The organism is Arcanobacterium canis, assembly GCF_029625435.1.
Taxonomy (GTDB): Bacteria; Actinomycetota; Actinomycetes; order Actinomycetales; family Actinomycetaceae; genus Arcanobacterium; species Arcanobacterium canis.
Genome location: NZ_CP121208.1, coordinates 1,650,093 through 1,674,563 on the forward strand (window position 1 = coordinate 1,650,093; position 24,471 = coordinate 1,674,563).

The 24,471-nt window shown below is 54.8% G+C and carries 21 protein-coding genes; 7 read left to right on the top strand and 14 right to left on the bottom strand.

Annotation, left to right across the window (positions count from 1 at the left end; translation table 11 throughout):
• The first annotated feature begins 154 nt into the window (after window positions 1–154).
• From P7079_RS07440 to P7079_RS07455, 4 genes are all read left to right on the top strand, one after another.
• Window positions 155–2,218: a prolyl oligopeptidase family serine peptidase gene (locus tag P7079_RS07440; protein WP_278012641.1), complete on the top strand. Its 2,064-nt coding sequence runs from the start codon at window positions 155–157 to the stop codon at window positions 2,216–2,218.
• Between the two features lie 96 nt (window positions 2,219–2,314).
• Window positions 2,315–3,271, top strand: coding sequence for an ROK family glucokinase (locus P7079_RS07445; RefSeq protein WP_278012642.1), 957 nt, complete (start codon window positions 2,315–2,317; stop codon window positions 3,269–3,271).
• A gap of 127 nt (window positions 3,272–3,398) precedes the next feature.
• A complete protein-coding gene (locus P7079_RS07450; protein WP_278012643.1) occupies window positions 3,399–3,857 on the top strand; it encodes a hypothetical protein in 459 nt (152 codons plus the stop codon).
• Window position 3,858: 1 nt separating this feature from the next.
• Window positions 3,859–4,053, top strand: a complete 195-nt coding sequence (locus tag P7079_RS07455; RefSeq protein WP_278012644.1) for a helix-turn-helix transcriptional regulator — start codon at window positions 3,859–3,861, stop codon at window positions 4,051–4,053.
• An 11-nt stretch (window positions 4,054–4,064) separates the two neighbouring features.
• On the opposite strand, the gene P7079_RS07460 is transcribed toward P7079_RS07455, so the two are convergent.
• The gene (locus tag P7079_RS07460; RefSeq protein WP_278012645.1) at window positions 4,065–5,300 is read right to left on the bottom strand and encodes an MFS transporter; all 1,236 of its coding nucleotides are present in this window, start codon (window positions 5,298–5,300) and stop codon (window positions 4,065–4,067) included.
• Window positions 5,301–5,357: 57 nt separating this feature from the next.
• Window positions 5,358–6,434, bottom strand: coding sequence for an aspartate carbamoyltransferase (pyrB, locus tag P7079_RS07465; RefSeq protein WP_278012646.1), 1,077 nt, complete (start codon window positions 6,432–6,434; stop codon window positions 5,358–5,360).
• 177 nt (window positions 6,435–6,611) lie between these two features.
• Here pyrB and P7079_RS07470 point away from each other — a divergent pair, with 177 nt between their 5' ends.
• A complete protein-coding gene (locus P7079_RS07470) occupies window positions 6,612–7,916 on the top strand; it encodes a DUF4921 family protein (protein WP_278012647.1) in 1,305 nt (434 codons plus the stop codon).
• Window positions 7,917–7,978: 62 nt separating this feature from the next.
• Here the strand turns inward: P7079_RS07470 and P7079_RS07475 are convergent, their stop codons facing one another.
• From P7079_RS07475 to P7079_RS07535, 12 genes are all read right to left on the bottom strand, one after another.
• On the bottom strand, window positions 7,979–8,242 hold the full coding sequence (locus P7079_RS07475) for a DUF4235 domain-containing protein (RefSeq protein WP_278012648.1): 264 nt from the start codon (window positions 8,240–8,242) through the stop codon (window positions 7,979–7,981).
• A gap of 97 nt (window positions 8,243–8,339) precedes the next feature.
• On the bottom strand, window positions 8,340–8,690 hold the full coding sequence (mnhG, locus tag P7079_RS07480; protein ID WP_278012649.1) for a monovalent cation/H(+) antiporter subunit G: 351 nt from the start codon (window positions 8,688–8,690) through the stop codon (window positions 8,340–8,342).
• On the bottom strand, window positions 8,687–9,115 hold the full coding sequence (locus tag P7079_RS07485) for an MrpF/PhaF family protein (protein ID WP_278012650.1): 429 nt from the start codon (window positions 9,113–9,115) through the stop codon (window positions 8,687–8,689). The genes mnhG and P7079_RS07485 overlap by 4 nt, the downstream gene beginning before the upstream one ends.
• The gene (locus P7079_RS07490) at window positions 9,112–9,759 is read right to left on the bottom strand and encodes a Na+/H+ antiporter subunit E (protein ID WP_278012651.1); all 648 of its coding nucleotides are present in this window, start codon (window positions 9,757–9,759) and stop codon (window positions 9,112–9,114) included. The genes P7079_RS07485 and P7079_RS07490 overlap by 4 nt, the downstream gene beginning before the upstream one ends.
• Window positions 9,743–11,296 (bottom strand): Na+/H+ antiporter subunit D, encoded by a 1,554-nt coding sequence (locus P7079_RS07495; RefSeq protein ID WP_278012652.1) that lies wholly within the window; start codon window positions 11,294–11,296, stop codon window positions 9,743–9,745. The genes P7079_RS07490 and P7079_RS07495 overlap by 17 nt, the downstream gene beginning before the upstream one ends.
• The gene (locus P7079_RS07500) at window positions 11,293–11,823 is read right to left on the bottom strand and encodes a Na(+)/H(+) antiporter subunit C (RefSeq protein ID WP_278012653.1); all 531 of its coding nucleotides are present in this window, start codon (window positions 11,821–11,823) and stop codon (window positions 11,293–11,295) included. The genes P7079_RS07495 and P7079_RS07500 overlap by 4 nt, the downstream gene beginning before the upstream one ends.
• Window positions 11,820–15,230 carry a Na+/H+ antiporter subunit A gene (locus P7079_RS07505; RefSeq protein ID WP_278012654.1) on the bottom strand — a complete coding sequence of 1,137 codons (3,411 nt, stop codon included), beginning with the start codon at window positions 15,228–15,230 and terminating at the stop codon, window positions 11,820–11,822. Before P7079_RS07505 ends, P7079_RS07500 begins: the two co-directional genes overlap by 4 nt.
• Before the next feature lie 220 nt (window positions 15,231–15,450).
• A complete protein-coding gene (locus P7079_RS07510; RefSeq protein WP_278013630.1) occupies window positions 15,451–17,289 on the bottom strand; it encodes an LTA synthase family protein in 1,839 nt (612 codons plus the stop codon).
• A gap of 255 nt (window positions 17,290–17,544) precedes the next feature.
• Window positions 17,545–17,697: a hypothetical protein gene (locus P7079_RS07515; protein WP_278012655.1), complete on the bottom strand. Its 153-nt coding sequence runs from the start codon at window positions 17,695–17,697 to the stop codon at window positions 17,545–17,547.
• Window positions 17,698–17,754: 57 nt separating this feature from the next.
• Window positions 17,755–20,406, bottom strand: coding sequence for an exo-alpha-sialidase (locus tag P7079_RS07520; RefSeq protein ID WP_278012656.1), 2,652 nt, complete (start codon window positions 20,404–20,406; stop codon window positions 17,755–17,757).
• Window positions 20,407–20,947: 541 nt separating this feature from the next.
• Window positions 20,948–21,883, bottom strand: a complete 936-nt coding sequence (locus tag P7079_RS07525; RefSeq protein ID WP_278012657.1) for a restriction endonuclease — start codon at window positions 21,881–21,883, stop codon at window positions 20,948–20,950.
• Between the two features lie 168 nt (window positions 21,884–22,051).
• Window positions 22,052–22,435 carry an alpha/beta fold hydrolase gene (locus P7079_RS07535; protein ID WP_278013638.1) on the bottom strand — a complete coding sequence of 128 codons (384 nt, stop codon included), beginning with the start codon at window positions 22,433–22,435 and terminating at the stop codon, window positions 22,052–22,054.
• A 554-nt stretch (window positions 22,436–22,989) separates the two neighbouring features.
• On the opposite strand from P7079_RS07535, the gene P7079_RS07540 reads away from it, so the two are divergent.
• Both P7079_RS07540 and P7079_RS07545 read left to right on the top strand, forming a co-directional pair.
• Window positions 22,990–24,039: a virulence RhuM family protein gene (locus P7079_RS07540; protein WP_278012658.1), complete on the top strand. Its 1,050-nt coding sequence runs from the start codon at window positions 22,990–22,992 to the stop codon at window positions 24,037–24,039.
• Window positions 24,036–24,470, top strand: a complete 435-nt coding sequence (locus P7079_RS07545; RefSeq protein ID WP_278012659.1) for a hypothetical protein — start codon at window positions 24,036–24,038, stop codon at window positions 24,468–24,470. The genes P7079_RS07540 and P7079_RS07545 overlap by 4 nt, the downstream gene beginning before the upstream one ends.
• The last annotated feature ends 1 nt before the right edge of the window (window position 24,471 follow it).

Below are 24,471 nucleotides of genomic sequence, written 5' to 3' on the forward strand. Positions count from 1 at the left end.
GGCACACAACTCATCCCACTACTACCTCACAAAATGCCTTGATACCGCCGAGCTTCGACCGCAGCTACTGCAAAACTTTCCCACCACCTCCGGATGATTCTCACTGTGTGGACATACATTGTTCACACGCACACCACCCCGTAAACTTAACCGCATGGATAAATACCTCCACCTTGAAGAGTCAGATTCAGCCACGATGGAGTGGGTGGAAACGCACTCAACAAACACACTCAATCACTTTGCAGGCGAAAAATTTGACGCACGCCGTGACGAACTCGACGCTATCTTGTCAGCTTCCGACCACCTCATTGTGGCGACGAAACGCGGCGACTACGCCTATAACTTTCACAGCGATGGCGAACACCCGCGCGGCTTGTGGCGACGCGCCACATGGAGCGCATACCTCAACTACGTCAGCCCGGAAACTGAACCGGAATGGGATGTTCTCCTCGACGTTGACGCTCTAGGCCGCAGCGAAGGTCGCTCGTGGGTTTTCCGTGGGGCGCAGCTCCTGCGCCCCGATTACACGCGCGCTCTCGTTACGCTGTCCGACGGTGGTCAAGACGCGTCTGTCACGCGCGAATTTGACATCCCTTCTCGCGCATTCGTTAATCCATCCGACTCCTTCGTGAAGCCCGAATCGAAGGGCACGATGCAGTGGTACGACATTGACACCACGGTGGTGGCGGCAGACTTCTCTTCTGCTGACGCCACGGATAACGGCCCGTACGTCACCACCTCCGGATACCCGATTTCGGCACGCCTGTGGTTACGCGGAATCCCACTTTCCGCGGCCGCCGAAATTATCCGTGGCGAGACCACCGACGTCCTCGTCGGCGCTCACTACGACACAACGCCCGGTTACGAACGCCTCGTGGCGTACCGAATTCCTGATTTCCGCACCTCAATCGTGTACGTCGTTAACCCCTACACGCTCGAAAAAACGAAACTTGCACTGCCCGAAACCGCTGAAGTGTCGCTATGGCACGAGTGGGCGCTGGCTGATCTCCGTTACGATTGGAACGTGAACGGGCAAACTTTCCCCGCCGGATCACTCATTGCAGTACCGCTTGAGCAGGCACTTTCTGGCGACATCACAGACACTCACGCACTTTTCACTCCAACGCCGTCAACTTCGTTGGTCGGTATTTGTGCTCTACACACATCTCTCGTTTTAACCACGCTCGACAACGTCTCCAACTCGCTCCACCTTGCCACACCGACGTCGCAAACGTGGGCGGTGACGAAACTGGACACACAGCTGGGCGACTTCCTGTCGATCTCCGTCGGCGCCGTCGAACCCGACGCTAGCGACGATGTGTGGGTCACGGCTTCCGGCTTCACCACACCGACCACTCTTTTCCGCGGCACAATCGAGAATGGCAAGCTTCAGTTACACAAGTTGCGTAGTGCTCCGGCGCGTTTCAACGCTGATGGGCTCGAGGTTCGCCAACGTTGGGTTATTTCCGACGACGGCACGAAGGTTCCCTACTTTGTGATCGGCCAGGCAAGCGCGCTCGACGGCGATGCGCCAGTGCGCACACTACTGGACGGCTACGGCGGGTTCGAAGTTTCGCGTCTTCCGGGGTATGTGGCAACCTACGGCAAGGAATGGCTTGAACGTGGTGGCGTGTACGCCGTCGCCAATATTCGGGGTGGTGGTGAATTCGGCCCGAGCTGGCACCAGGCTGCCCTCCGCGAAGGACGCCATCTGGCCTATGAAGATTTCGCGGCAGTTGCGCGCGATCTCGTCGAGGCAGGAATCACCACCGTCCCTCAGCTCGCCGCAATCGGTGGGTCGAACGGTGGAATGTTGATGGGAAACATGTACACCACATATCCGCAGCTCTTCGGTGCAATCGTATGCCGCGTGCCACTGCTCGATATGAAGCGCTTCTCGCACCTCCTCGCGGGAGCTTCATGGATGGACGAGTACGGAAACCCCGACACCGCTGATTGGGATTACCTCAAGGCCTACTCTCCGTACCACAACGTCGGCGACGGGCCACACCCGCCAATCTTGCTCACCACGTCAACACGTGATGACCGTGTTCATCCCGGTCACGCCCGCAAGTTCATGGCACTTCTTAAGGAAAAGGGATTCGACGCCCTCTACTATGAGAACACCGAGGGCGGGCACGCTGGCGCAGCTGATCCAGTTCAGCAATCGCTCATGCTTGCATTAATTTTCTCGTTCCTGGATGAAAAGCTCGCTTGAGATACGCAACCGGCGTCGGCGTAATCTGCCGATGCCGGTTGCGTATCTTGGCATTCCGGCGCGCGTGGCGATGAAAACCCGTGCAATAATTGCAGTATGACTTACACACTTGGTGTTGATATCGGTGGTACGAAGATCGCCGGCGGCGTCGTTAATGAAGACGGCGAAATTGTTGCAATGACTCGCAAGCCCACGCCTGCACTCGATCCTGATTCCACTGCTGGCACAGTAGTTGCTGTCATCGAGGAGCTGCGCAAGAGCTACGACGTCGAGGCAATCGGAATTGGCTGCGCAGGTTTCGTGGCGAGCGATCACCGCAAGATCGCATTCGCACCCAATTTGAATTGGCGCAATGAACCACTTGCGGACAAGGTCGAAGCCGGAGTTGGGCTACCTGTTTATCTTGAAAATGATGCCAATGCGGCCGCTTGGGGTGAATACCGTTATGGTGCTGGGCGCGACCATGCCTCCGCCGTCGCCGTGACAGTCGGTACGGGCATCGGTGGTGGAATCATCATGGACGGTCACCTGATCTCTGGCTCCTTCGGGCTTGCCGGAGAAATCGGACACCTCAATATGGTTCCTGACGGCTTGCAGTGTGGGTGTGGCCAGCTGGGATGCTGGGAAGTGTACGCCTCAGGCAATGCGCTTGTGCGCATCGCCAAGCAATATGCACTCTCTCAACTTGAGAAGGGCGAAAGCTCGCACATTCTCGAACTTGCGGGCGGCGACATCGACGCCATCAACGGGTTGATGGTCACGGCTGCGGCTGCTGAGGGCGAAGCTGGAGCGATTGACTTGTTTCATCAGGTTGGCACTTGGCTTGGTCGGGGTATGGCAGACCTTTCCGCAATCCTTGATCCACAGATGTACATCGTGGCGGGCGGAGTGTCCGAGGCGGGAAATCTTCTCCTCGATCCCACGCGCGCAGCTTTCCTGAAGTATCTCACTGCAGCGAATTCACGCGAGGTTGCTCCCATCGTCCAAGCACAGCTCGGAAACGATGCCGGCATGATCGGCGCAGCAGATCTCGCGCGTGGGCTGCTTGCCTAATCACGCCCGAAAAGAGGACGGATACGCCTCACAAGGAACAAAAAGAGAAACCACCGGCCCTTGATGTAAAGTTTCTTTTACTGTAAAGTTTGCTTTACTTTAATCCTCTGGTGAAAGGACGCCGGAAATGTCAAAGGAAAAGACTCCCAGATTTGGGCGAGTCAAATTCGGTTCGGGAGAGCGCCGTTCCGCGCTCTCGATTTCGATACCGGTGGGCATCATTCTCGCAGCTCTCATTTCAATTCTTCCCCCTCTTTTCCGTACTGACGATCTGGCCCGGTGGATCGCTTTTCTCATCTTCTTTATCTCCGCCACTCCGGTGTGTGTGGCGATTGTGTGGGTGTGTGTCATCGACCTCAAAACTATTCCAGGACGACTAGCCAAGCCAGAGGAATCCGTTGAATCTCAGTGGGCGAGTAAAGCGGCCGAAAACACTTTCTACCTAATTCTCGGTGGACTTGGACTGGTCACCGCCGGATTCTCAATTTTTGGAGCTGGCGGTGTCGCCGAGATTCTCTTCTGGGTTCTGCTCGGCATCACATGTATCTACGGGCTTTTCTACGCTTGGGCAAAGTACGGAAAGTGACATGCGCAATTCACTCATTACTCTGCGAAAAGAACACGGTTACTCCCAAGAAGATCTTGCACAGTTACTCGGCGTCTCACGTCAAACAATCATCTCGATTGAGAAGGGCCGCTTCGACCCGTCTTTGCCACTCGCTTTTGCCATTGCACGGGTATTTCACTTATGCATCGAAGATATTTTCACCCCTGACGAGTAAGCCCAATGGCCTTAATCACGCTCACAGTTGGCTCGTTCCTCGCGCGTCACAAACCACACGGACGCTGAAACCAGAAGCATGACGCCGGTGAGCGCGAATGCCACACCGAAACCAGCGACGTCGGCGATCCAGCCGGCAACCACTGGCCCGAGAATCTGCCCGAAATCACCCGCCTGTTGGAAGGTTGAAAACACACGAGAACCTTGCCTTGCCCCGACGACGTCGGCAACGGCTCCCTGCTGGGACGGCATCACGAAACCTGCGCCGATTCCCGCAACGAATGAGGCGACGATCAAGAACCATATGCTGCTCATCCAGCCAAATCCAAAGGTGAAAATTCCTGAGATCGCCAAACCGAAGACAAGTAAAGGCCGCCGCCCATAGAAATCGCTCCACGCGCCAGCTCGGATCAAAGCAATCGCGTTACCTGCTGCGAATGCCGTCATGATGCCTCCGGCCACCCACTGTTGTGTTGCCACCGCTGCAGCGAGGAGAGGAACGAGCGATACTCGCACGCCGAAGTCAGCCCAGCCTTCAGCAAAAGAACTGACGAGAACCGCACGGAACCTGCGATCTTCCCATGCCTCACGCACACTCATGGGAGAGCGATCGACGCCTGATCTCACCTGCGCTCGGGCGCTCGCCCGTTGCGTGAGCATCCGCCGCCCCACCGGCGCAACGCTCACACCCGCGTCGGGACGAATGAGCACTCCGACAAGCAACATCGCAACGAACAGCGAACCCGCATAGATAAAGAACGGAGCGCGGTAGCCCAGTGGCGTGATAAATGCGCCGATCGCTGGCCCGCCGATATTTCCCACCAGCCACCCAGCGCCGTAGAGCGCGCTCGCACGGCCGCGAGCGCCAGCAGGTGCCACACGAAAAATTAAGCTCATCGCCGCAACGGAGAAAATCACTGAGCCTACTCCACCCAGGCCGCGATAAAGAACCAAATGGGAATAATCATTTGCCAGACCTGTAGCAACAGACGAGACGCCCACTAAACCGATGCCGAGCATGTACATCGCGCGTTCGCCGAACTTCGTGGTCATACAGCCTGAAACTGGCGCAAAGACAAGCCGTGTCAAAGCAAATGCGCTAACAACAATGCCTGCTTGAAAGGTGGTGGCCCCGAGCGTCGAAGCAAAAATCGTGAGCACGGGAGCCACGATTCCGAACCCGAGTGACACAATCACTGCAGAGGCGACGAGCACCCAAATTTCACGAGGCATTTTTGTTTTCGGCATGGTGACTATTATCCCAGGTGTCCCCATAGACGACACCTGGGACACAGCCGGCCCTTGTCACAACCTTGTGTCACAGAAACCGCAACGAGGCCCTTCAGGCGATGCATAAGCAAACGGAACAGCACTTCGGTCAGATCGGCTGACACACCTGGGGTTCGGGCAGTCCCCCGCAGGAGCCTGTTCGCGGATACGCTCCGGGCGCACCTCCGCTTCTGGACGTTGCTCGGCGTCGCGAAGAAGAAAATCAATCAACGCCATACGAATCAACATGCCGTCTCGGGTCTGTCCGAAATAACGAGCACGCGGATCAGAATCGACATCCGTGGCAATTTCATTGACACGTGGCAAGGGGTGCATCACGATCATGTCCGGTCGGGCATAACGCATCACATCGGCGTCCAGGACAAACACTTCCTTCAAACGCTCATACATCACCGGATCACCGAAACGCTCTTTTTGGATGCGCGTCATGTACAACACATCTGCCTGCGACACTGCTTCAGCTAGCGAGGACACCTCGATTACCTCAGTGCCATTGGCACGCAGGTGGCGCACAGTGCGCTCACCAAGAGCAAGCTCCGGAGGGCTCACGGCAACAATGCGGTTACCTTCGAAACGAGAAAGCGCGGAGATCAGCGAGTGGACAGTTCGCGAATAGTGGAGATCACCAGCGAATGCCACTGTGAGGTGGCCGAAACGGCCAAACTCTCGGTGAATCGTCAACAATTCGGTCAGCGTTTGCGTGGGGTGGAAGTGCCCGCCGTCGCCGGAGTTGACCACCGGCACAGTTGCCGCTTCAGCAGCGACAAGGGCACTGCCGTCGGCTGGGTGGCGGATGGTGAGCAGATCAGCATATTCGCCGACGACGCGGGCCGTGTCGGCAACTGTCTCACCTTTAGCCGCACCGGAGGATCCTCCGTCGGCCACAGAGATCGTTGCGCCTCCTAGCCGAGCCATTGCAGCTTCGAAGCTCAGTCGAGTGCGAGTGGAGGGTTCGAAGAAAAGTGTCGCCAAGAGCTTGCCGCGAGCGCGATCCGCCCAGGCTGCTGGATTCGCCGCAATTTCTTCGCCCGTTGCAATAAGCTGGCGGATTTCCTCTAGCGTGAAATCTGCGATGTCGATAATCGAACGCATCGGCCCCTCCTCCATGATGTGCGTGTAACACGCGTGACTCTAACAAAGGCAAAACCTCTACACAAGGTACCGGGATTGAAGCGGGGCAGGTTTTTCTCGACGTTTACCCTCAAAGTTTCCAGGATCCCCATGTCCTCTTCCCAGGCACGTCTGCGTATGCGTACTAAGATGTCACCTATGGCCACACATATGACTGAGCCTCTACGGCGTATGGCGGACGGCACGATCAAACAGATCAACCCTTTTTCCGGAACCGAAGTTTGGACGGTACCAGGACGCGCAAACCGCCCCATTGCACATCCAGTAGAAAATCCAGAGCCGATCAACCCCGATGAACTGGGGCACTACTGTATTTTCTGCAAACAACGGGTGCTCGACACCCCGCCAGAAAAATCGAGGATCGTTCCCGGATCACATGAGATTATTCAACACGCCGGGGTGAATGCCCTCAGCCAAGAGTGGCAGTTCCGCAGGGTGGCAAACCTCTATGAAATCCTGACGTTTGACTATTGGGCGAAAAACTATGGCTACCAGCTTCCGCGCGATGTCCAATCGTGGATGGAGTCCTACCTCGCCGACCCTGCAGGCCGCGCGCATGTCACTGGGGTTCTCCGCGCCAAATTCAAAGATGAAAACTTTGAGGCGAAAACTGAAGCAGAGCTTCACGACGCTGCTCTCTCCCTTTTCGGCGGAGGTCACGATCTCATTCTGGCTCGACGTCACTTCGTTAAGGGCGCGAAAGACACCTCACAGCTTGCTTCGTCGGGAACGCTCACCCTGGAAGAACATGAAGCTTACTTCAGACTCACGACGAGCGCGATGCACGATCTGTACCGCAACCGCTACGTACGTTACGTCCAAGTCTTCCAAAACTGGATGAAGCAGGCCGGAGCCTCGCTCGATCACCTGCATAAACAACTCGTGGCAATCGACCAGCGCACCCCGAACCAGGCGTACGAAATCGAACGCACCCGCGAAAACCCCAACTACTACAACGAATGGGGCGTGGACTACGCCGGATACCAGAACCTGACAATCGCCGAGAACGACTACGCAGTGGCTATCGCCGGTTTCGGACATCGCTATCCCACGTTAGAGATTTGGTCAAAGTCGGCTTCATGCCAACCATGGGAACATTCGCCGGCAGAACTTCGCGGAGTCTCAGATTTGGTGCAGGCAATGCACGCGGCGACTGGCCCTGACGTGCCGTGCAATGAGGAATGGTTCGCCAAGCCGATCGATTCAGATGTGGATATTCCCTGGAGAATCCTGATCAAATGGCGTGTTTCCACACTTGCCGGTTTCGAAGGCGGCACGAAGATCTACGTCAACACGATTGACCCCTGGGCCTTGCGTGACCGCGTGGTCCCTCGTCTCCTTGAACTTCGTGCTGAGGGAGTAATCGCGTCAAACATCAACATTGCCACTGAGTGCCAGATTGAACGCAACTGTCTCAAATACAACCGGTTCCTTCAAAGATAAAAATCTCGCCGGCGTCGGGAGATGTTTGCCGACGCCGGCGAGATTTTTACTGCTATGCCCGCTCAGGCTTCCAGTGTGGTGTTCTGGCGCCCTGCATACCACTTTTGAGTTTTGCGGCGAACCGCTTCCGTGACTGCTGCATTCACTGCCGCTGTCACTACCGCAAACATCACGATCTGCGACGCTGACTTTTCCAAATCTGAATCATCGCCGGCGGGCTTTTGCTTGCCGAAGCCCTTTTCCCAAATAACGTCGGTGACTTTCTGAGCGACGAAACCTGCCGCAGCACCTGTCGCAAGCGAGATGAGTTTCCATCCAAGATTCATTGTTCCTCCTTGACATCCCTAGCGTCCATCGTACCGTGAGCGAATAGAGCATAGCGCGCGATTCGCAATACGCATAGTTTGTGTCACATGAGGAAAGTTATCGCCGCTCCATTTCGTAGTCCTCAGCCAACTCGTCAATGACATACTCTTCACGCCTCACATGCCCTGTTCGATACGCAGCTCGCGCAAGAACATGCGCAGAGATTGGAGCCGTCACCAGCTGAAAGACGATCACCAACAGCATCGTCCAGGTGATCTGCGAGGAACGAACAACCAATGCAATACCCACAAAATACAGAAGCAATGATAGAACCTGCGGTTTTGTCGCGACGTGTTGCCGCGCAAGGAGATCGTCATACCGCCACATCCCAAGCGCAGCGATCAACGTCAAAATCGCACCTGCCGTAATCGCACCGACGCCCACAATGTTCATGATCTCGTCCATCATCGGCTTTCCTCCCTTGCTCCCTGTGATGCAGAATCGGAGTTTGGCTCATCACTATCCGCCAACGGGGGATCAACATCGTGCATCGGCGCATCATCGTCGGAATTATGCGCAAGGAATTCAGCATCCGCCGCTGCGACTTCTGCCGCGGTGAGCACACGGCGCTCCTGATCACTGGTTTTTTTGGCGAAGCGCGCTAACGCAGTGGATCCGATGAAACCGACCACTGCGAGCACGACGAGAAGCGGCATGAGATCTGCTCGGCGAGTAAATGCCGCTGTGACTGCGATAGCTCCGATAAGGACAGAGGTCAGCATATCGACGGCAACGGCGCGGTCTAGCGTTGATGGACCACGAGTGATACGGAACAAAACCGGAACTGCAGACACAACCAACATTGCCCCACAGAGAATAAGAACGTAGGTCATTTCGGCTCCTCCACTGCCATATCGTCAGTCGGTGGTGCGAACGGCGTCGGCAAACGTCCAGCAGTCGTTCGCGCCCCCGGCACAAAACCGGCTGCCAATAGTTCGTTGTGGGAGGCAAAAGCACGCATCACATGTTCCTCTACCAGGAGGACACTGCGGTGTACACCCTCAATGCCTCCGGCTTGGCCGACGTCGAAAACGTGGACATAAAGCATCGACGTCGGCGAGTGGGTATCGATAACGACCGAGCCGGGAACGATCGCCGTCAGCCCAGCGACCATCGCCATCTGCACGTCAGATCCACCGCGCAACTGGACACGGATCACTGCACTTTGGGGACGTTTTCCTTGCAGAATAAACCATGCCAGCTGCAACGATGACACCACGATGTCGCGCAGCACTGAGCACACGAGAATCACCACACCGAGTGGGCGGAAACGGCCATCAAAGTGAGCGGTGGGAAACGGGGTTGCTGTGGTGACGACGAGCGCCACGATGAAGCCAGCCACGACATTCCCTGTCGATGGATCTCCCCAGAGGAAGACCCACACGGCAGTCAGCCCGACGAGTAGTCCCATCGAGGCGTGCGGGAATCGTCCAGGACGACGCGTGGCGTATCGAATTGCGTCACTTGCTTTGCTCATCACTACCCCCTGACTGCGGCGCGTACTGGCCTGCACCGATCCCGCGATCTGGTAAAACAGCCACAATATAGGGCGACCTAGCAAAGAGCCTGCCTGCAGTAGCATCGGAATAACCATTAATCGGACCAGCTGCGAGTGACAGACCAATCGAGATCGCCACCAAGCCCCCAGCTGCTGCGGTCATCAATGGCGGAATGGGCTTCGTTTCAAGTTCTTCGGGTGCATCTTGCCAGAACGTCATATTCCACGCACGGGTCACAGCATAAAGCGTGAGTAACGAGGTGACCAATCCGGCTGCAATCAACACCCAATCGATCCCCCAACCACGGTCAACGCTTGCCCCGATCAGCCCAACTTTGCCGAAAAATCCCGATAGCGGCGGAATACCTGCCAGATTCAATGCAGGAATGAGATAGAGTGCGGCAATTCCGGGAGCCAGTTTGAGTAGCGAGCCGAGCTTCGCCAAGTTGGTACTGCCGCCACGGCGTTCGACAAGACCGACGACGAGGAAGAGGGCCGTTTGCACCGTAATGTGGTGAATCGCGTAGTAAATCGTCGCTCCGATACCGCTCGGTGAAGATGTGGAAATTCCCCAGAGCATGTATCCGATGTGAGAAACGAGCGTGAATGACAGCAGACGCTTAACGTCTTGCTGGGCAACAGCGCCAAGGATCCCGATCACCATCGTGAGGATGGCAAAGACACCCAGGATGTGATCGAGCTGTGGTCCAGGAAAAAGCAATGTTTGGGTGCGGATCATGCCATAGACACCGACCTTGGTCAGCAGACCCGCGAATACCGCAGTCACTGGAGCCGGCGCAGTCGGGTACGAATCAGGCAACCAGGCACCGAGCGGGAAAACCGCTGCCTTGATGCCGAAGCCAACAAGCAGCATCACCTGAATCACTGTGGCGAGCGCGGGATCGATATCAGCGAGCCTCAGTGCCACCTGCGCGAGGTTGACGGTTCCGACCGCAGCATAGACGAGTGCGATTGCCACCAGAAAAACAACAGACGATATCAACGAAACCACCACATAGACGGTTCCTGATCGGACACGATCACGCGTTCCGCCCAGCGTGATCAAGACGAATGAGGCACACAGCAAAATTTCGAAGCCCACATAGATGTTGAATAAATCCCCTGAGAGAAACGCATTCGACACGCCTGCCGAAAGTATCAAGAATGCGGGGTGGTAGACGGCGATTGGAGCTGCGGTTTCGCCGTCGGCAGCACCTTGCGCAAGTGAGTAGATCATGACAACTAACGTCACTGTCACTGACGTCAAGAGCATCAGTGAACTCAGGCCGTCGGCAACCAGCACAATCCCGACGGGGGCAGCCCACTGCCCGATGTTCAGCACGACTGGGCCATTTGCTGCCATCACGACTAACGCGATTGCAACGAGGAGAACAATGGTGAGGACTGTGCCTGACACCCACGCCTGATGGCGTCGAGCTTTTCCACTGACCAGTGACACTCCCGCGCCAAGAAGTGGAAGCACTACGGGAAGGGCAATCAAAAAATCCCAGGTCATCGCTCACCTGCTTCTCTGTTGGTGTAGTCGGGTCGGCACGTTGCACCTGGATCACCCGGCACGCCGAGAGCGCCGTCGGCGTCCGGATCGCCTTCTGTTTCGTCGTGTGTTTGGGAAGCATCCTCTTCCACACGTGTTTCAGCATCGGCGCGAGCGGCCATTTTTGCACGCTCAGTCATCCGGGCCACACGGCGGTCTTCAGGATCATCTTGTACTTCGTCGTTGCCGGTGAGCTGCCAACTACGATAGGCGAGAGCCAAAAGGAAGGCTGCAGATCCCAAGGAAATAACGATAGCGGTGAGCATCATGGCCTGCACGAGAGGATCAGCCATCCGCTCAGCTGGCGCAACACCAACAAGAGGCGGTTCCCCTGAGCGACCACCTGCGATCAAGAAGAGGATGTTGACGCCGTTAGTAATCGAGGTCAAGCCCAAAATGATACGAGTGAGCGACCGTTCGAGGACAAGATAGACCCCTACCCCAACGAGCACAGCAGCAAGGAATACCAATACTAATGACACGCTCATGCCTGGCCTCCTTTCCGGCGAACAACAGCTCGATCATTACTACTGTCGTCATCTGTGTCCTTGTCATGTGGCATGTGGATTCCGAGTGCGCTCGCCGCTGCATCGAAACGCTCCAGGCGCGAATCTGCTGCTGGAGTCAGCGAGACGGCGTCGTCGTCGGAGATGCCCTCCAGTTCGCCGTGCCGGTCAATCTCGGCTCCCAAGGAGCGCAAAATATCCAAAACCAACCCGACCACCACGAAATACACTCCGATATCGAAGAAAATTGCCGTCGCCAAGTGAACGTGACCGAACGCAGGGAGGACAAAGTCAAGTTTCGCAGTTTGGAGGATAGTTCCCCCCACTGCCACCGGCACCAGAGCTGCAACCGCCGCAATACTCATGCCCGCCCCCATGAGGTGACCGGGGTGAAGCGGCACAGCAGCGCCAAGTTCGTAGCGTCCGCCGGCAAGGTAACGAATCGTGAGCGCAATTCCTGCAAGGAGGCCACCGGCGAATCCTCCACCTGGCTGATTGTGCCCTGAGAAGAGGAAAAACACCGACACCACCAGCATTGCGTGGTAGACCGACCGCGTACCTATTTCTAAGATCACGCTTCGTGACGACTTGCGCAGTGCTTCAGCCCCCACAAGCCAGAGTTGCGACGCTGCGCGAGATTCGCGCACGCGTGCCGACGTCGTCGGCGTTGGGTTCTGTTTGCCTGGGGTATCAATCGTCTGCAACCCCTTCTTATCCCAAAACATTCGTGAACGTGGCGAATGTTTTGGCTGGATATCTTGGCTGCGGGCGTCGCAAAAATTCACTTCGCGGCGGAAGCCTGAGCGTTCGCGAACCTCCACGGGAATTGCCACGTTACGCAGCCGATCTACGCGGCCAATACGATCACGGATGAAGAGCAGCGACGATACGCCGATTGCACATGCAATGAGGACGGAAAGCTCGCCCATCGTGTCCCACGCGCGGATATCCACCAATGTCACATTCACGATGTTCTTTCCATAGCCGTGACGATATGCGAGATCGTGAAAGTCACGCGATATCGGATCGGCAACGCGCACCCCGGCTGCGAGTGCGCCAATCACTGCCACTGTCACCCCTGCCAGCACTCCCAAACCAACTCTCCACCAACGAGTCACGGCGAGTGGGCGATTCGAAAAATATGCAGGGAATCGCCGCAAAACCAAGACAAAAACCACAAGGCTCATGGTCTCGACAAGCACTTGCGTCAGGGCGAGATCCGGTGCGCCGTAGAGTTCGTAGATCAATGCGACGCCGTATCCTGCAGTTCCCAGTAGAAGCACGGCTTTCATCCGGTGTCGAGCGCGAGCGCCGAGGAGCGCAGCAAGCGCAGTCAGTGCAACGACGCTGGCTTGGGCCAACGAATCCCATACACGTACGCCCGCCCAAGTATTCGGCCAGATAGCGATAAGCACACTAGACGAAGCCACCAGCATGAAGACAAGGATCGTCGCCAAATATGCAGGAAGCGAACCGCGCTGAGTCAGGGCGGTTGTGACGCCAGATGCGTTCTCAAGCCCGCGAATAGTGCTAGCGTATGATCCGTGGGCGGAGAGCGGAAACTCCCATTTCCGAGTCACTTTTTCAAGTTGTGAACTCCAGGCAAAGATTGCGCCACCGATTACCCAGATTGCCACAGAAATCAGAAGGGGAAGTCCCAGATGAATGGCAGAGGTCAGGTGCGGTGCCTGCGCACCGAGGGCGCTGTCACCACCGGTGTGCGCATAACCAGCAACTCCACCGGGACTAAAACTTCCTAGCGCATAGGGTGCAAGCACATGATCAAGAACGCTGCCAAGACACCCAAATATTAGCGACGCGAGCGCCAGCACGAGAACCGGAACCGTCATCATTGCGTTTGTTGGACGCACAGAAGTTTTTGCCACTGGCAGAACGCGCCTATCTGCAGCCGCACTGCCAGCATCGGCTTGGGCGCCCCAACTCGTGAAAGCTCCGAACCAATAGCGCAGTGTGTAAGCCACGGTGAGAGCCGAACCGAGGGCAATCGATATCCATGCCGTCATTTCACGTGCGCCACCGTCAACCAGAGAGGTCAGCGCCGCTTCTTTCGCAACGAAGCCAGCGAAACCCGGCAGACCAGCCATCGATGCGCAGGCAAGTCCCGCGGCTACCGCCGTCGGCAGCATAGCCTTCCCGACGCCGGAGAGTTCGCGCAAATCGCGAGTACCGGTTGCCCAGTCCACCTGGCCTACTGAGAGGAAAAGTGCCGACTTGAATAGCGAGTGTGCCACGAGCATTGCAAGCCCCGCGAGCATTAACGCTTCATTTCCGAATCCCACCATAAGGGTGATCAAGCCGAGCTGCGAGACGGTTCCGAAGGCGAGGACAAGTTTGAGATCATATTGTTTGAGGGCACGATAGCCACCCACTAGCAATGTGCCGATTCCCAACGGAACGACAGTCCACGTCCAGACACTGAAATCCGAAAATCCTGGCGCGAGGCGTGCCACCAAGTAAACCCCGGCTTTTACCATCGCCGAGGAGTGAAGATACGCCGACACCGGGGTGGGAGCAGCCATCGCAGCGGGCAACCAAAAATGGAACGGCACCAGGGCTGACTTGCTTGCCGCACCAATCAACACAAGCCCCACAGCAGCACCTACGAGCAGGGGCGACGCCGATTCCACAGTGAGAGCCGCCTGACCGAGAGTACCGTTGTGAGCTGCTGACACTAGCTCCGAAAGCCGGTAAGAACCGCCAGGAATTTGACCGAGAATCACGATCCCCGCAAGCATCGCAAGCCCTCCTGCGGTAGTCACAGTCAGAGCTGCCATCGCAGCACGGCGAGAGGCAGACTTTGTGAAACTGTGTCCAATGAGAAGGAAAGAGAAGACCGTGGTCAATTCCCAAAACATGTAGAGCGCAAGGGTGTTATCAGTGGTCACGAGGCCAAGCATTGCACCCGCAAAACCAGTAAAGACACCCGCAAAGCGCCCGAGTCCACTTGCCGACGAGGAAAAGTATCTGCTCGAGTACACCAGAACTAGCGCTCCAACACCCGTCACAATGAGCGCCATCACCCACGACAACACATCGAGTTGGAACGTCAGCTCAAGGTGGACTTGGGGCGCCCATGCCCAGTTTTCGACGGGGAATACCGCCGGGAGTGCATTTGTGTGAGCAGACGTGGCTTGAGCTGCATCAGCAAACCGATCACCGACGTCGGCGAAAGGGTGCGGCCACGGAACAAGGCTTGAGCTGGGAAGTGAACCACGAGCGGCAGCATACACTTCCGGGCCACGAGTAAGAAGGTAGACAAAAGCGCCAGCGGGAACAAGAGCGAGAACAGCAAATCCGAGCCGCCCCCAACGCATGAGAAGCGGAGCGACGAGAGCCGCCAGCGCGAAGATCGCGAGAACGAAAAGCATAATCCTCCTGGTGCGAACGATTGCATAAGCACCAGGATCCGAAGAACGTCGGGGAAACGAATAATCCGAGCAGAATTCCACTCAGCACACTCGGCACGGCGCTACAGCGTCGACAGGTTGATTCTAGCGAGAAATCGCCATTTTCTCCATGACTCACCAGGACTGACGCCGCAAGCGAACATGCCGACGCCACCGGATCGGCGGCGTCGGCACTGTGATTCTAGAGTTTGTCATCCTGACGTCGGTCGGGCGTTGCCGCAACAGTTTCACGATGTGAATCGTAAAAATTCGAGCGCTTCGCAAACTCCTGATTCAATCGCGCTACCCCATCTTTTTCAAGCAAGGTGGGCACTCCCGAGAAAAGATTCGTTCCCAATCCGAGCCGTTCGCCGTCGATCTGTGCGCCGATTGCGGACAGAATTGTGGGATAGAAATCGTAGGAGCCGTAAAGACGATTCTGCGTAATCGACGACGGAAGATTCGTGCCTTGCACGGGATTGAGGATCACGTTCACTACTGTACGGTTATAATCTTTATCCCATGTTTTGAAGAAATTCTTGTCCATTGAGCGGTGATCGCCCGTGATCACAATCGTGGTGTCTTGCGCCCACGGCTGCGACTGGATCCATTCGACAAGTTTGACGGTCTGAGCCTGTGAATAGTAGATGACATTCTCGTACTGCGTGCTAAATGGGCGCTCTGTCATCTTCGGTGAAAGGTAACCATCCGGGAAGTGGGTATCGGCATTTTCGAGGATGAAGTAGAAGGGCTTGTCCTCACTCGCACGCTTGGTCATGAGTTCTTTGGCGTACTCATAGAGTTTGTCGTCCTCAACACCCCACCACACGTGGTAATCAGACGGAATACGGCCTTGCGCTTTGAAGGTATTGATGTCGTGTACAGTGAAGTTGCCGTGACGGCGGTAGTAATCTCCCAAGCCCGCCCAACGCGAATCGGATCCGAGCATGAAATCAGTGGTGTAGCCGTCCTCGTGCAGGAAATCGCCGATCGACCGGAAATCAGGGAAAGACATCTGTGAGCCGTTGCCAGCTCCCGAAGCCAGCATCGGGGTTCCTGCCCACATCGCCACCATCGCAGCCACAGAGTGCCCTGTCGCATACATTTGCTGTGGCCCGCCGTAACGATCAGTGTTGGAGAACTGCACACCACGCTTCGTCAATTCAGCTAAATCCGGCATGATGTTGTGGTCAAGATAGCCGCCCATATCGCGCGAGTAGAAAGAATTTTCGATGGACTCCATGTAGATGTGGATGAGGTTACGCTTCTTCTGTGGGAAGGTGACTTTACTGTTCGTCGCTTCGACGAAATGTTCGGCGATATAGGTCGATGGCACGAAACGTTGACGAAGAACGTCGCCAAGAGGAAGGACCTGGAATGCGTATGTGACTGAACCCGCCAGAGCTACAAGCATCGTTGACATTGCCACGGCACGCACGTAGCGGAAACGGTTCGACGTCGGCACTTCGGAAACGCTCGGTGCTTGAGCACGCCCGAGGCGCATGACAAAATCACTGCGGATCAAACCTACACATGCACCTATGAGAGAAAACCAGACCACGGGAGCGACCATCCAGTTCGAAAACTCAAGGGCGCGTTCACCTGTGGTTTGACCATTCCCTTGCGTGAAAATGAAAGTCAGTTGAGCAGCGGTGACGTTGTCAACGGAATCAGCAATCGTTTTCGGTATGAAGAAGAATAGGGCGATGAGCGCACCGATGACCGCGCCAATAATGATGGGGAAGATATTTCGAACGCGCCACTGAGCTGGTTTAGGGCGCAGCCGACTACGAAATGCCTCATTCAACATGACAAGAATGACCCCACCCAGGACTACCACTACAGCACCGTAGAGCAGGTAAAACATCACGCTGTGTGAGGCACCGTAGAGAAACACGCCTCTCGGAGCAAATGTGGCGACGAGAAATATGAGGGCATTGGAAAAAATGCCAGCACCCACACCCCTTGCTACGGCAGCGCCGACGGTCGCACGGTCACTCGTGCGACTAAACAAAGACACTGCTCCCACAATCAGGACCACAATAGACAATATTTGAATGGCAGCAATCACAAAAATTAATCGTATCGATGAACCCGGATACCGTGTTCCGTTTTCAGTATGACAATCGCCATTGATATTCAGCCGAAAAGTATCCGGTGTGAGAGCACGTGAGGTGGTTCGAGTTTGCTTCCTCAGCTAGGTGGTCACCCTGTTTTCTATTATCACTGGCGGCTGTGGTCTGGGCTGGGTTTGGTGTTCTATCAGCTGACCCCCACTCGAAGGTGTCGATCTCGATTAGAAACCTATGGCGGAAAACTCGTCGATGAGCTCAATAAATACGCCGTGGCGCAATCGTTCGTCGAATTCGTACAGCGCCACCACCAAATCGAATGATGCTCCGTCAACAAATTTATCTTGGGCGATGCCATCTTGCGGGCGATGTAGCAAAAAGACACACTTTTGCTACATCGCCCGCAATTGCGCTATAAAATCACTGCCTTTCTTTCAGCTTCGACGCCGCAGCACAGCAATACCGCTCAAAACGCTGCCTATGCTAGCGAATGCAAGGAGCGTTGCAGAAACACCCGTGAAGGGCAAAGGCTTTGCTTGAGGAGCCGGTGATGTTTGCGGTGCAGAATTTTTATTTTTCTCGCCAGGTTTTCCAGAAGCTCCAGGTGCAGGGGTAGGCGCGGGATCGCCAGGGGTGGGAGTAGGCGCGGGATCGCCAGGCGCAGGAGCACCCGCTTCTTCAGAATCTGGGGACTTCGGAGCTGGCTTCTCTTCATTCGGCTCAACCTTAATCGTGAAGTTTTTGGTTGATGTACGAGCAATGCCCGTTCCGTCGTCTTCTTCAGTTAATGTGACAGTAACATTGAAAGCTTTTGTTTGCGCATTACCTACATTTGGTGTGCCAAGAAGTTTTCCGCTTTGTGCATCGTAGCGCAATCCCTGCGGCAACCCTGTAAAGGTGAATGTATCAGCCAAAAGCGGATCATTTCCCGTAGAAGTGAAAGCATGAGGAGTCATTTCTTTACCATCAGTGAGGGAAATATCTTTGATATCATCCAGAGCCACTTCAAAAGGCAAACGATCTGTAAGGTATTTGAGCGAGAAATTCACGTAACCAATTTTGTTCCACGTATCGGGTTCCAGCAGCAATCCAATACGTCCATCAGGTTGAACAGCCATTGTTGTATAACCTGTTCCACCCTTGCGAATCTGCTTTGAAACGGGCCAGGTAGCGCCGTCGTCGTAGCTCATGGAAACATGTCCATCGACGCGATCCCAATGATTCTTTGTGTTGGAGAATAGCAAAACTTTTCCTCGCAATGTTCCTTTCTTTGCCGTGGGGAACGCACGCAAAATTTGGGCATTGTTTTGTGAATCAAGCAGGTTATGATCGGCGCGGTACTCGCTCCAGTTCATACCGCCGTCGTTGGAGACAGCGACCATTCGGTAGCCCTCTTCAGCTGAACCACGCGGAATACGCGAGTTGAGCATGAGACGCCCGTCAGAAAGTTCAGTGACTTTGTTTTCGTCGTAATTCCACTTCTTGCCTTGAGCAGCACCCTCAGTATCGGAAGTGAAGTTACCGCGCTGCCATGTCTTTCCGTGATCGTCAGAGAAAATTGTGACAGCTAGGTTCCCGCTACGGTCTGCTTTGCGGCACGCGACCTGCTGGAGAAGGCGTCCCTTGTAGGGAGCTTGCATTTTTTGTGTTCCTGCACCTGAAGTGGCAAAACATCCATCGAATTTGGTGGCCTCAGAGCCAAGAATATCGTTTGTGATGATTCGATGTGACCAGGTGTAGCCGTTGTCTGTTGAAGAAGAGACAGCAAGGTTCATTGTTTGACGGTGCTTTTCGTCCACTGTTCCATCCTCATTGAGACGGTAGGACGGATTGTTGGGGAAGCCTGCTTCCATCGAGCCAACATGGAAGTTGAAGATTTCTCCCGTCGTATGATCGACGACGTAGGAAGGATCAGAGTAGCCGTAGCGCTGCCCAGCAGGGGCGACTTTTCCTTGCGCAATTGTGGTGACAGGTCCCCAGGTTTTTCCTCCGTCGTGAGAGCGACGTTGAACGATTGAATTTTCGTTAGGAGAATCGCCGCCCTTGGCAACACCATTTGTTGGGCGTAAATCCCACGACGCAAGCAGATCGCCATTGGATGCCACGGCAATTGCTGGAATACGGATGTTGTATTCTGGAGTATTCACTCCGATTACCTGCAACTGACTCAGATCCGCTTCCAGACGAGGATCTGCGTTTGAAGCTGCGAAAGACTTGGCACGTTCCCATTGCGTTGGGGTTGAAGTTGTTGCTTTCGCCGGCTTAGTAGCGTTTCGCTGTCCTTGCGTGGCTTTCACGACGACGTTGTACTCAGCTTGTGCTCGTTCAAGATCGTCTTTGGTGACAGTGTGAGGGAAAGTGCATGTGTGGGTTTTCCCAGCCGGGACAGTGGCAGAGCACGGTTTCGCGCCGTCTACTCCAAGAGTAAGTGGTGCCTGAGAAGTATTGCGAATGACCAAAGTAGCAGTGAGTTTATCACCAACACTGTACTTTTCCTTACCCGTACCCTCGGTAAAGCTAAAGGATTGCACTTCAAAAAGCGGTGTGGCAATCTCTACTCTCGCCCCTTCAAGCGGAGCAAGATTTTCAAAAGAACCGGTGTAGCCAGTGGAGTTATAACGCGCGAATGTGATAGAGGGAGTGAAAGAACCCGCTTTTGCATCAGCATCTGTCACAGTGTGATAGGCAAAGGGGCAAGATTGGGTATTCCCCTTAGCCAGCGCGCTCCACTTGCACCCATCCCAGTTTTCAAGGTTTGAGCTAATTGCCTTAAAAGAGCGTGTCATATCGGTATTATTCGTCACGGTGAGGTTATAGCGAATCACTTCACCTGGTTCGAAAGCGCTACCATCCTTCTTTGGGTTGGTTACTTCAAATTGTCCAACGAGTTTCTCCGCAGACTTTGACTCTGCAGAAGAATCCGCAGCGGTGCCAGCATTTTCTGTAGACACACTGCTCGTTGGTGAAGTATCTTTTTCAGCTGCTTGAGCTGAGGGGATAATTGGAATGGCGGAAAGAGGTGTCAGTGCAAGTGCTCCTGTTGCACTCAAGGCAAAGAGCATGCGCTTAGCCCGCGATTTTTTCATAGTATCTACCTTTCGCGTCGTTGCGAGGGGATCCTTACATATCCTTGTAAGTGGCATTTGTCAGACAAATACCACTTACAAGGATATGAAATTTTTATCTTGATAACAATTACGTTACGAAAGAAAACAAAAATGAGTAGCTGTTCTACTGAAGCGTCCTGGGTTTTGTTCTGCTTCTTCAATGGGTGCCAGTTGTTTGGCATGGGTGTGATTATTGGTGGTGATGACTTCTGCCGGGGGTTCGGTGTCCGAGGGCTTCATGAAAGCTGCCTGGTGTTCTACCAGTGGACCTAGTTCATGGTCGCGAACTCAACCTCGATCGCCAACGTCCTCGAACACGGCCGCTCTAACCAGCCTGCACGCCCGTTCCTTACGCCCACGCGGTCGCAAACCCGCAAGAGTACGATTCAAGCGATGAAAACGACGCTCACGGCGCGGATTGAGCAGGTGGGGCCATGACAGTACGCCGGTATGTCGGCTTAGAAGCTGATACCGGATTCCATCACTACGCGATAGACGTCGCTGGGGTTCTGGCTTGGAGTTAAGCTAGTTCGTTATCGAAGAAGTCGTCGTCGATTTCATAGAGAGTGAAACTGCGACTGTTGTGGACGGCGACGCCGTACTCAAGCATGAGCCGAGTGAGCTCGATACCGTTGATGAGAATAATTTTGCCGTTCGTGTAGCTTTCAGCAGATCGCTTTGCCGTCGGTAGGAAGTCAGAAGTCGTAATGAAAACACCATGGCTTGCTGATCGGGTGAGCAATGAGCCCATGAAGTTGCGGATCTCAGGATCACCGACCTTGTTGTTATCCGCGTAGCGTTTGGCTTGAATATAAACATTGGTCAGCCCAAGGGCATCTTGGCGGATAATTCCATCAATACCACCATCATTTGAACGTCCGACGTGTTGCTTGGCTCCGTGCGCGCCACCGTAACCCATCGCCCACAGCAACTCAATGACTGCTTTTTCAAAGAACTCGGGAGATGCTTCCTGGAGGCGTTTGCGCAGCTCAGTTTCAGTCTTAGCGTTAAACGCACGTTCATTTTTCGCCATCGACTCGATCGGATCGACGCCGTCTTCGACAGATTCGACGGTTGGTTCTAAGGCGTCAGCGTTTTTCCGTGCAGTGACTTCTTCTTGATAAGCCTTCCAGACAGGCCATTCGAGCATGTCTTTTTCACTGTAAGAAGCGAGATTTCGCCGATCGACCTCGTGACCGTTATCGGTGATGCGATAGTGCCCACGCGTGGGACGTTCTAGCAACCCGCCTTGAGTGAGGCCTGAACACGCCCAATTGATGCGGTTGACATACCGAAGTTGACCAGAAGCGATGCGTTCGGCTCGCACCTCATCATCCAGACCCATGTGAGTCGCGACAAGTTCGCATACCTCGCCAACAGGGCGAACCTGCCCATCGTTGAGAACACGTAAAACGACAGGACGAAACTGATCAATCGTCGGAGTGTTATCAACCAAAAGAATCCCTTACCTCACATCTAACACCGGTCACACCTGTTCCATTCTAACGGCGCATTGCGCTCCGTTGCCCCCCCATAACTGAAAGGACGAAACCATGGCAACAATCGGCTTAGACAAGCTCTACTACGCACGCCTAACTGAAACCCCTGACAGTGGTGATGAGGCCTACGCCAGACCCAAACCCCTGGCCAAAGCCATCAGCGCTGAACTCAGCGTCGAAGTGTCCGCCGCGCTCACTGGGGCGACCGCTGAAAGAAACAGTGAGCGAACCATGTGTGGATGCCGTATAGCCAGATCAAGGCCTATCACCGCGCCAAGAGATAATCCAACCACGTCGATTGGACCATTCAGTGATGCGGCGAGTTCGTCGGTGCGCTCATGTAACGACCATGACGTTCCTGATGGCTGATCGAAAACCTCGGGCGTGAGCGCGTCAATGCTCTCGAACTCGTTGATGACATCATTCCACGCTTGTGGGCTTTCGCTGAATCCATGGAGGAAAAGTACCGGAGTGCTCATCGCTTCGAACGCCGAGTGGCAAGGTGCCACGCTGCAAGCCCGATCGCACATACCCCGAAACCTGCAGTGTTAGCGAAACCTGTAACGGGATGTACGACTCCGCTCATCCAAAAAACAGCGAAAACGACCGACCCAATGACGAGCAGGGAAAACAACGGCCATACCCACCGGCGATTAGTCACAAAACTGGTCCACACGATCCCTCCTCATCCCCTAGCCAATTTTACCCCCAGCAACGCGAAGGAAATACAGAAACAAAGACGTCGAAAATGATAAAAGCTGCATGACCCCATAAACCTCTGTTGAGCAGGGTTTTGTTGTTTCTGAGGATGTTCGGAGATCTGGCACTCGTTGCCGATCTGTCTGTTAGGGTGGCGAGCTTTTCTGGCTAAGAGGGTCTACAGGTGGGCTTGCGTTAACACGTATATGGTAGGTGGTGCTGTTATTGCCGGTGTGGAGCAGTGTTGGTCTGCCTGATTCGGGGTGGCGTGGCGTAAAGTCCTGGGGTGAGTGTTAAGTTGCGGTGATATGTATGCACCGCGCATGGCGGCGGGATCCATGTGTGCCGCTGCAGTGGAGGTGCGATGAGCGAGGATCTGGGCGTTGAAAGCGCTGATGCTGGGCAGGTGTTGATTTACCAGAACCCTGATAGCGCCACCGATATTGAGGTGCGTCTTGAAGGTGAGACGGTATGGCTGACCCAAGCACAGATGGCGGAGCTGTTTCAATCCACACGGGAAAACATTCGCCAGCACATTCGCAACATCTACGACGAGGCAGAGCTAGACGAGCAGGCAACCTCCAAGGATTTCTTGGAGGTTCGACGCGAAGGCACGAGGACGGTTCGCCGCTCGATTCCGCACTACAACCTCGACATGATTATTTCGCTGGGATATCGGGTGAAGTCCAAGACCGCTACCCAGTTCCGCCGGTGGGCGACCGAACGGCTCAAAGAATACCTGGTTAAAGGGTTTGCACTTGATGATCAACGACTCAAGAACCTTGGCGGCGATAACTATTGGCGTGAGCTGCTGGAACGCATCCGTGACATTCGCTCGTCTGAGAAGGTGATGTACCGGCAGGTGTTGGACTTGTATGCCACGAGCGTAGATTACGACCCGCGCAGTGCGGAGTCGGTCGCATTTTTCAAGATGGTGCAAAACAAGCTCCACTACGCCACTCACGGGCGCACCGCCGCCGAAGTAATCTACGAGCGTGCTGATGCTAGCCAACCGTTCATGGGATTAACCACGTTCAAGGGTGACCTGCCGGTGTTGGCTGAGGTAAAGATCGCAAAGAATTACCTGAGCGAAGATGAACTACAGATTTTGAACCGGTTGGTGTCTGGTTATTTTGATTTCGCTGAAGTCCAGGCGATGAGCCACAACCCGATGCACATGGCCGACTACGTCGAACACCTCGACAAGATTCTGGCAGCAACCGGCAAACCTGTGCTTTCGGGTGCGGGGAAGGTCAGTCACCAGCAGGCGGTGGATAAAGCGATCAGCGAATACCGCAAATTCCAAACCCAAACCTTATCCCCGGTCGAGGAAGACTACCTCAAAGCGATTAAGAACATCGAGACCGAAGCGAAAGAAGCAGACAAGCAGACTGGTAAGCAGGTGAACCCGTGATCACGAAGAAGGACATTAAAGCACTGCTGGAGATCTTGGGGTTCACCAAGGTTGACGATAACTCGAAGGTGTACACGAAGCACTATGCGGCCACCGATTGCTCAATTCGTGTGGATGTGGGCGATGAGAGGATCCATTACCCCATCGAGCAGGGTATGCGTGTTGCTCGCCAGACAACTACTGATTTTTCGCATAACGAGAGTTTCGTCGTGCTTGAGTGCGTTGATCGGCTACTCGAAAAAGGTTATCGGCCTGAAGACATCGAACTAGAAAAGAAGTGGTCACTCGGTCACCGTCTAACTGGTGGCGAGGATAGTGGTTTCGCCGATATTTGTGTCTATTCGGGGGGGGGCAAACCCCAGACGAAGTTGAGACGGTCTTATTCATCATTGAGTGTAAGACGTTCGGGCGGGAGTTCGACAATGAGCTAAA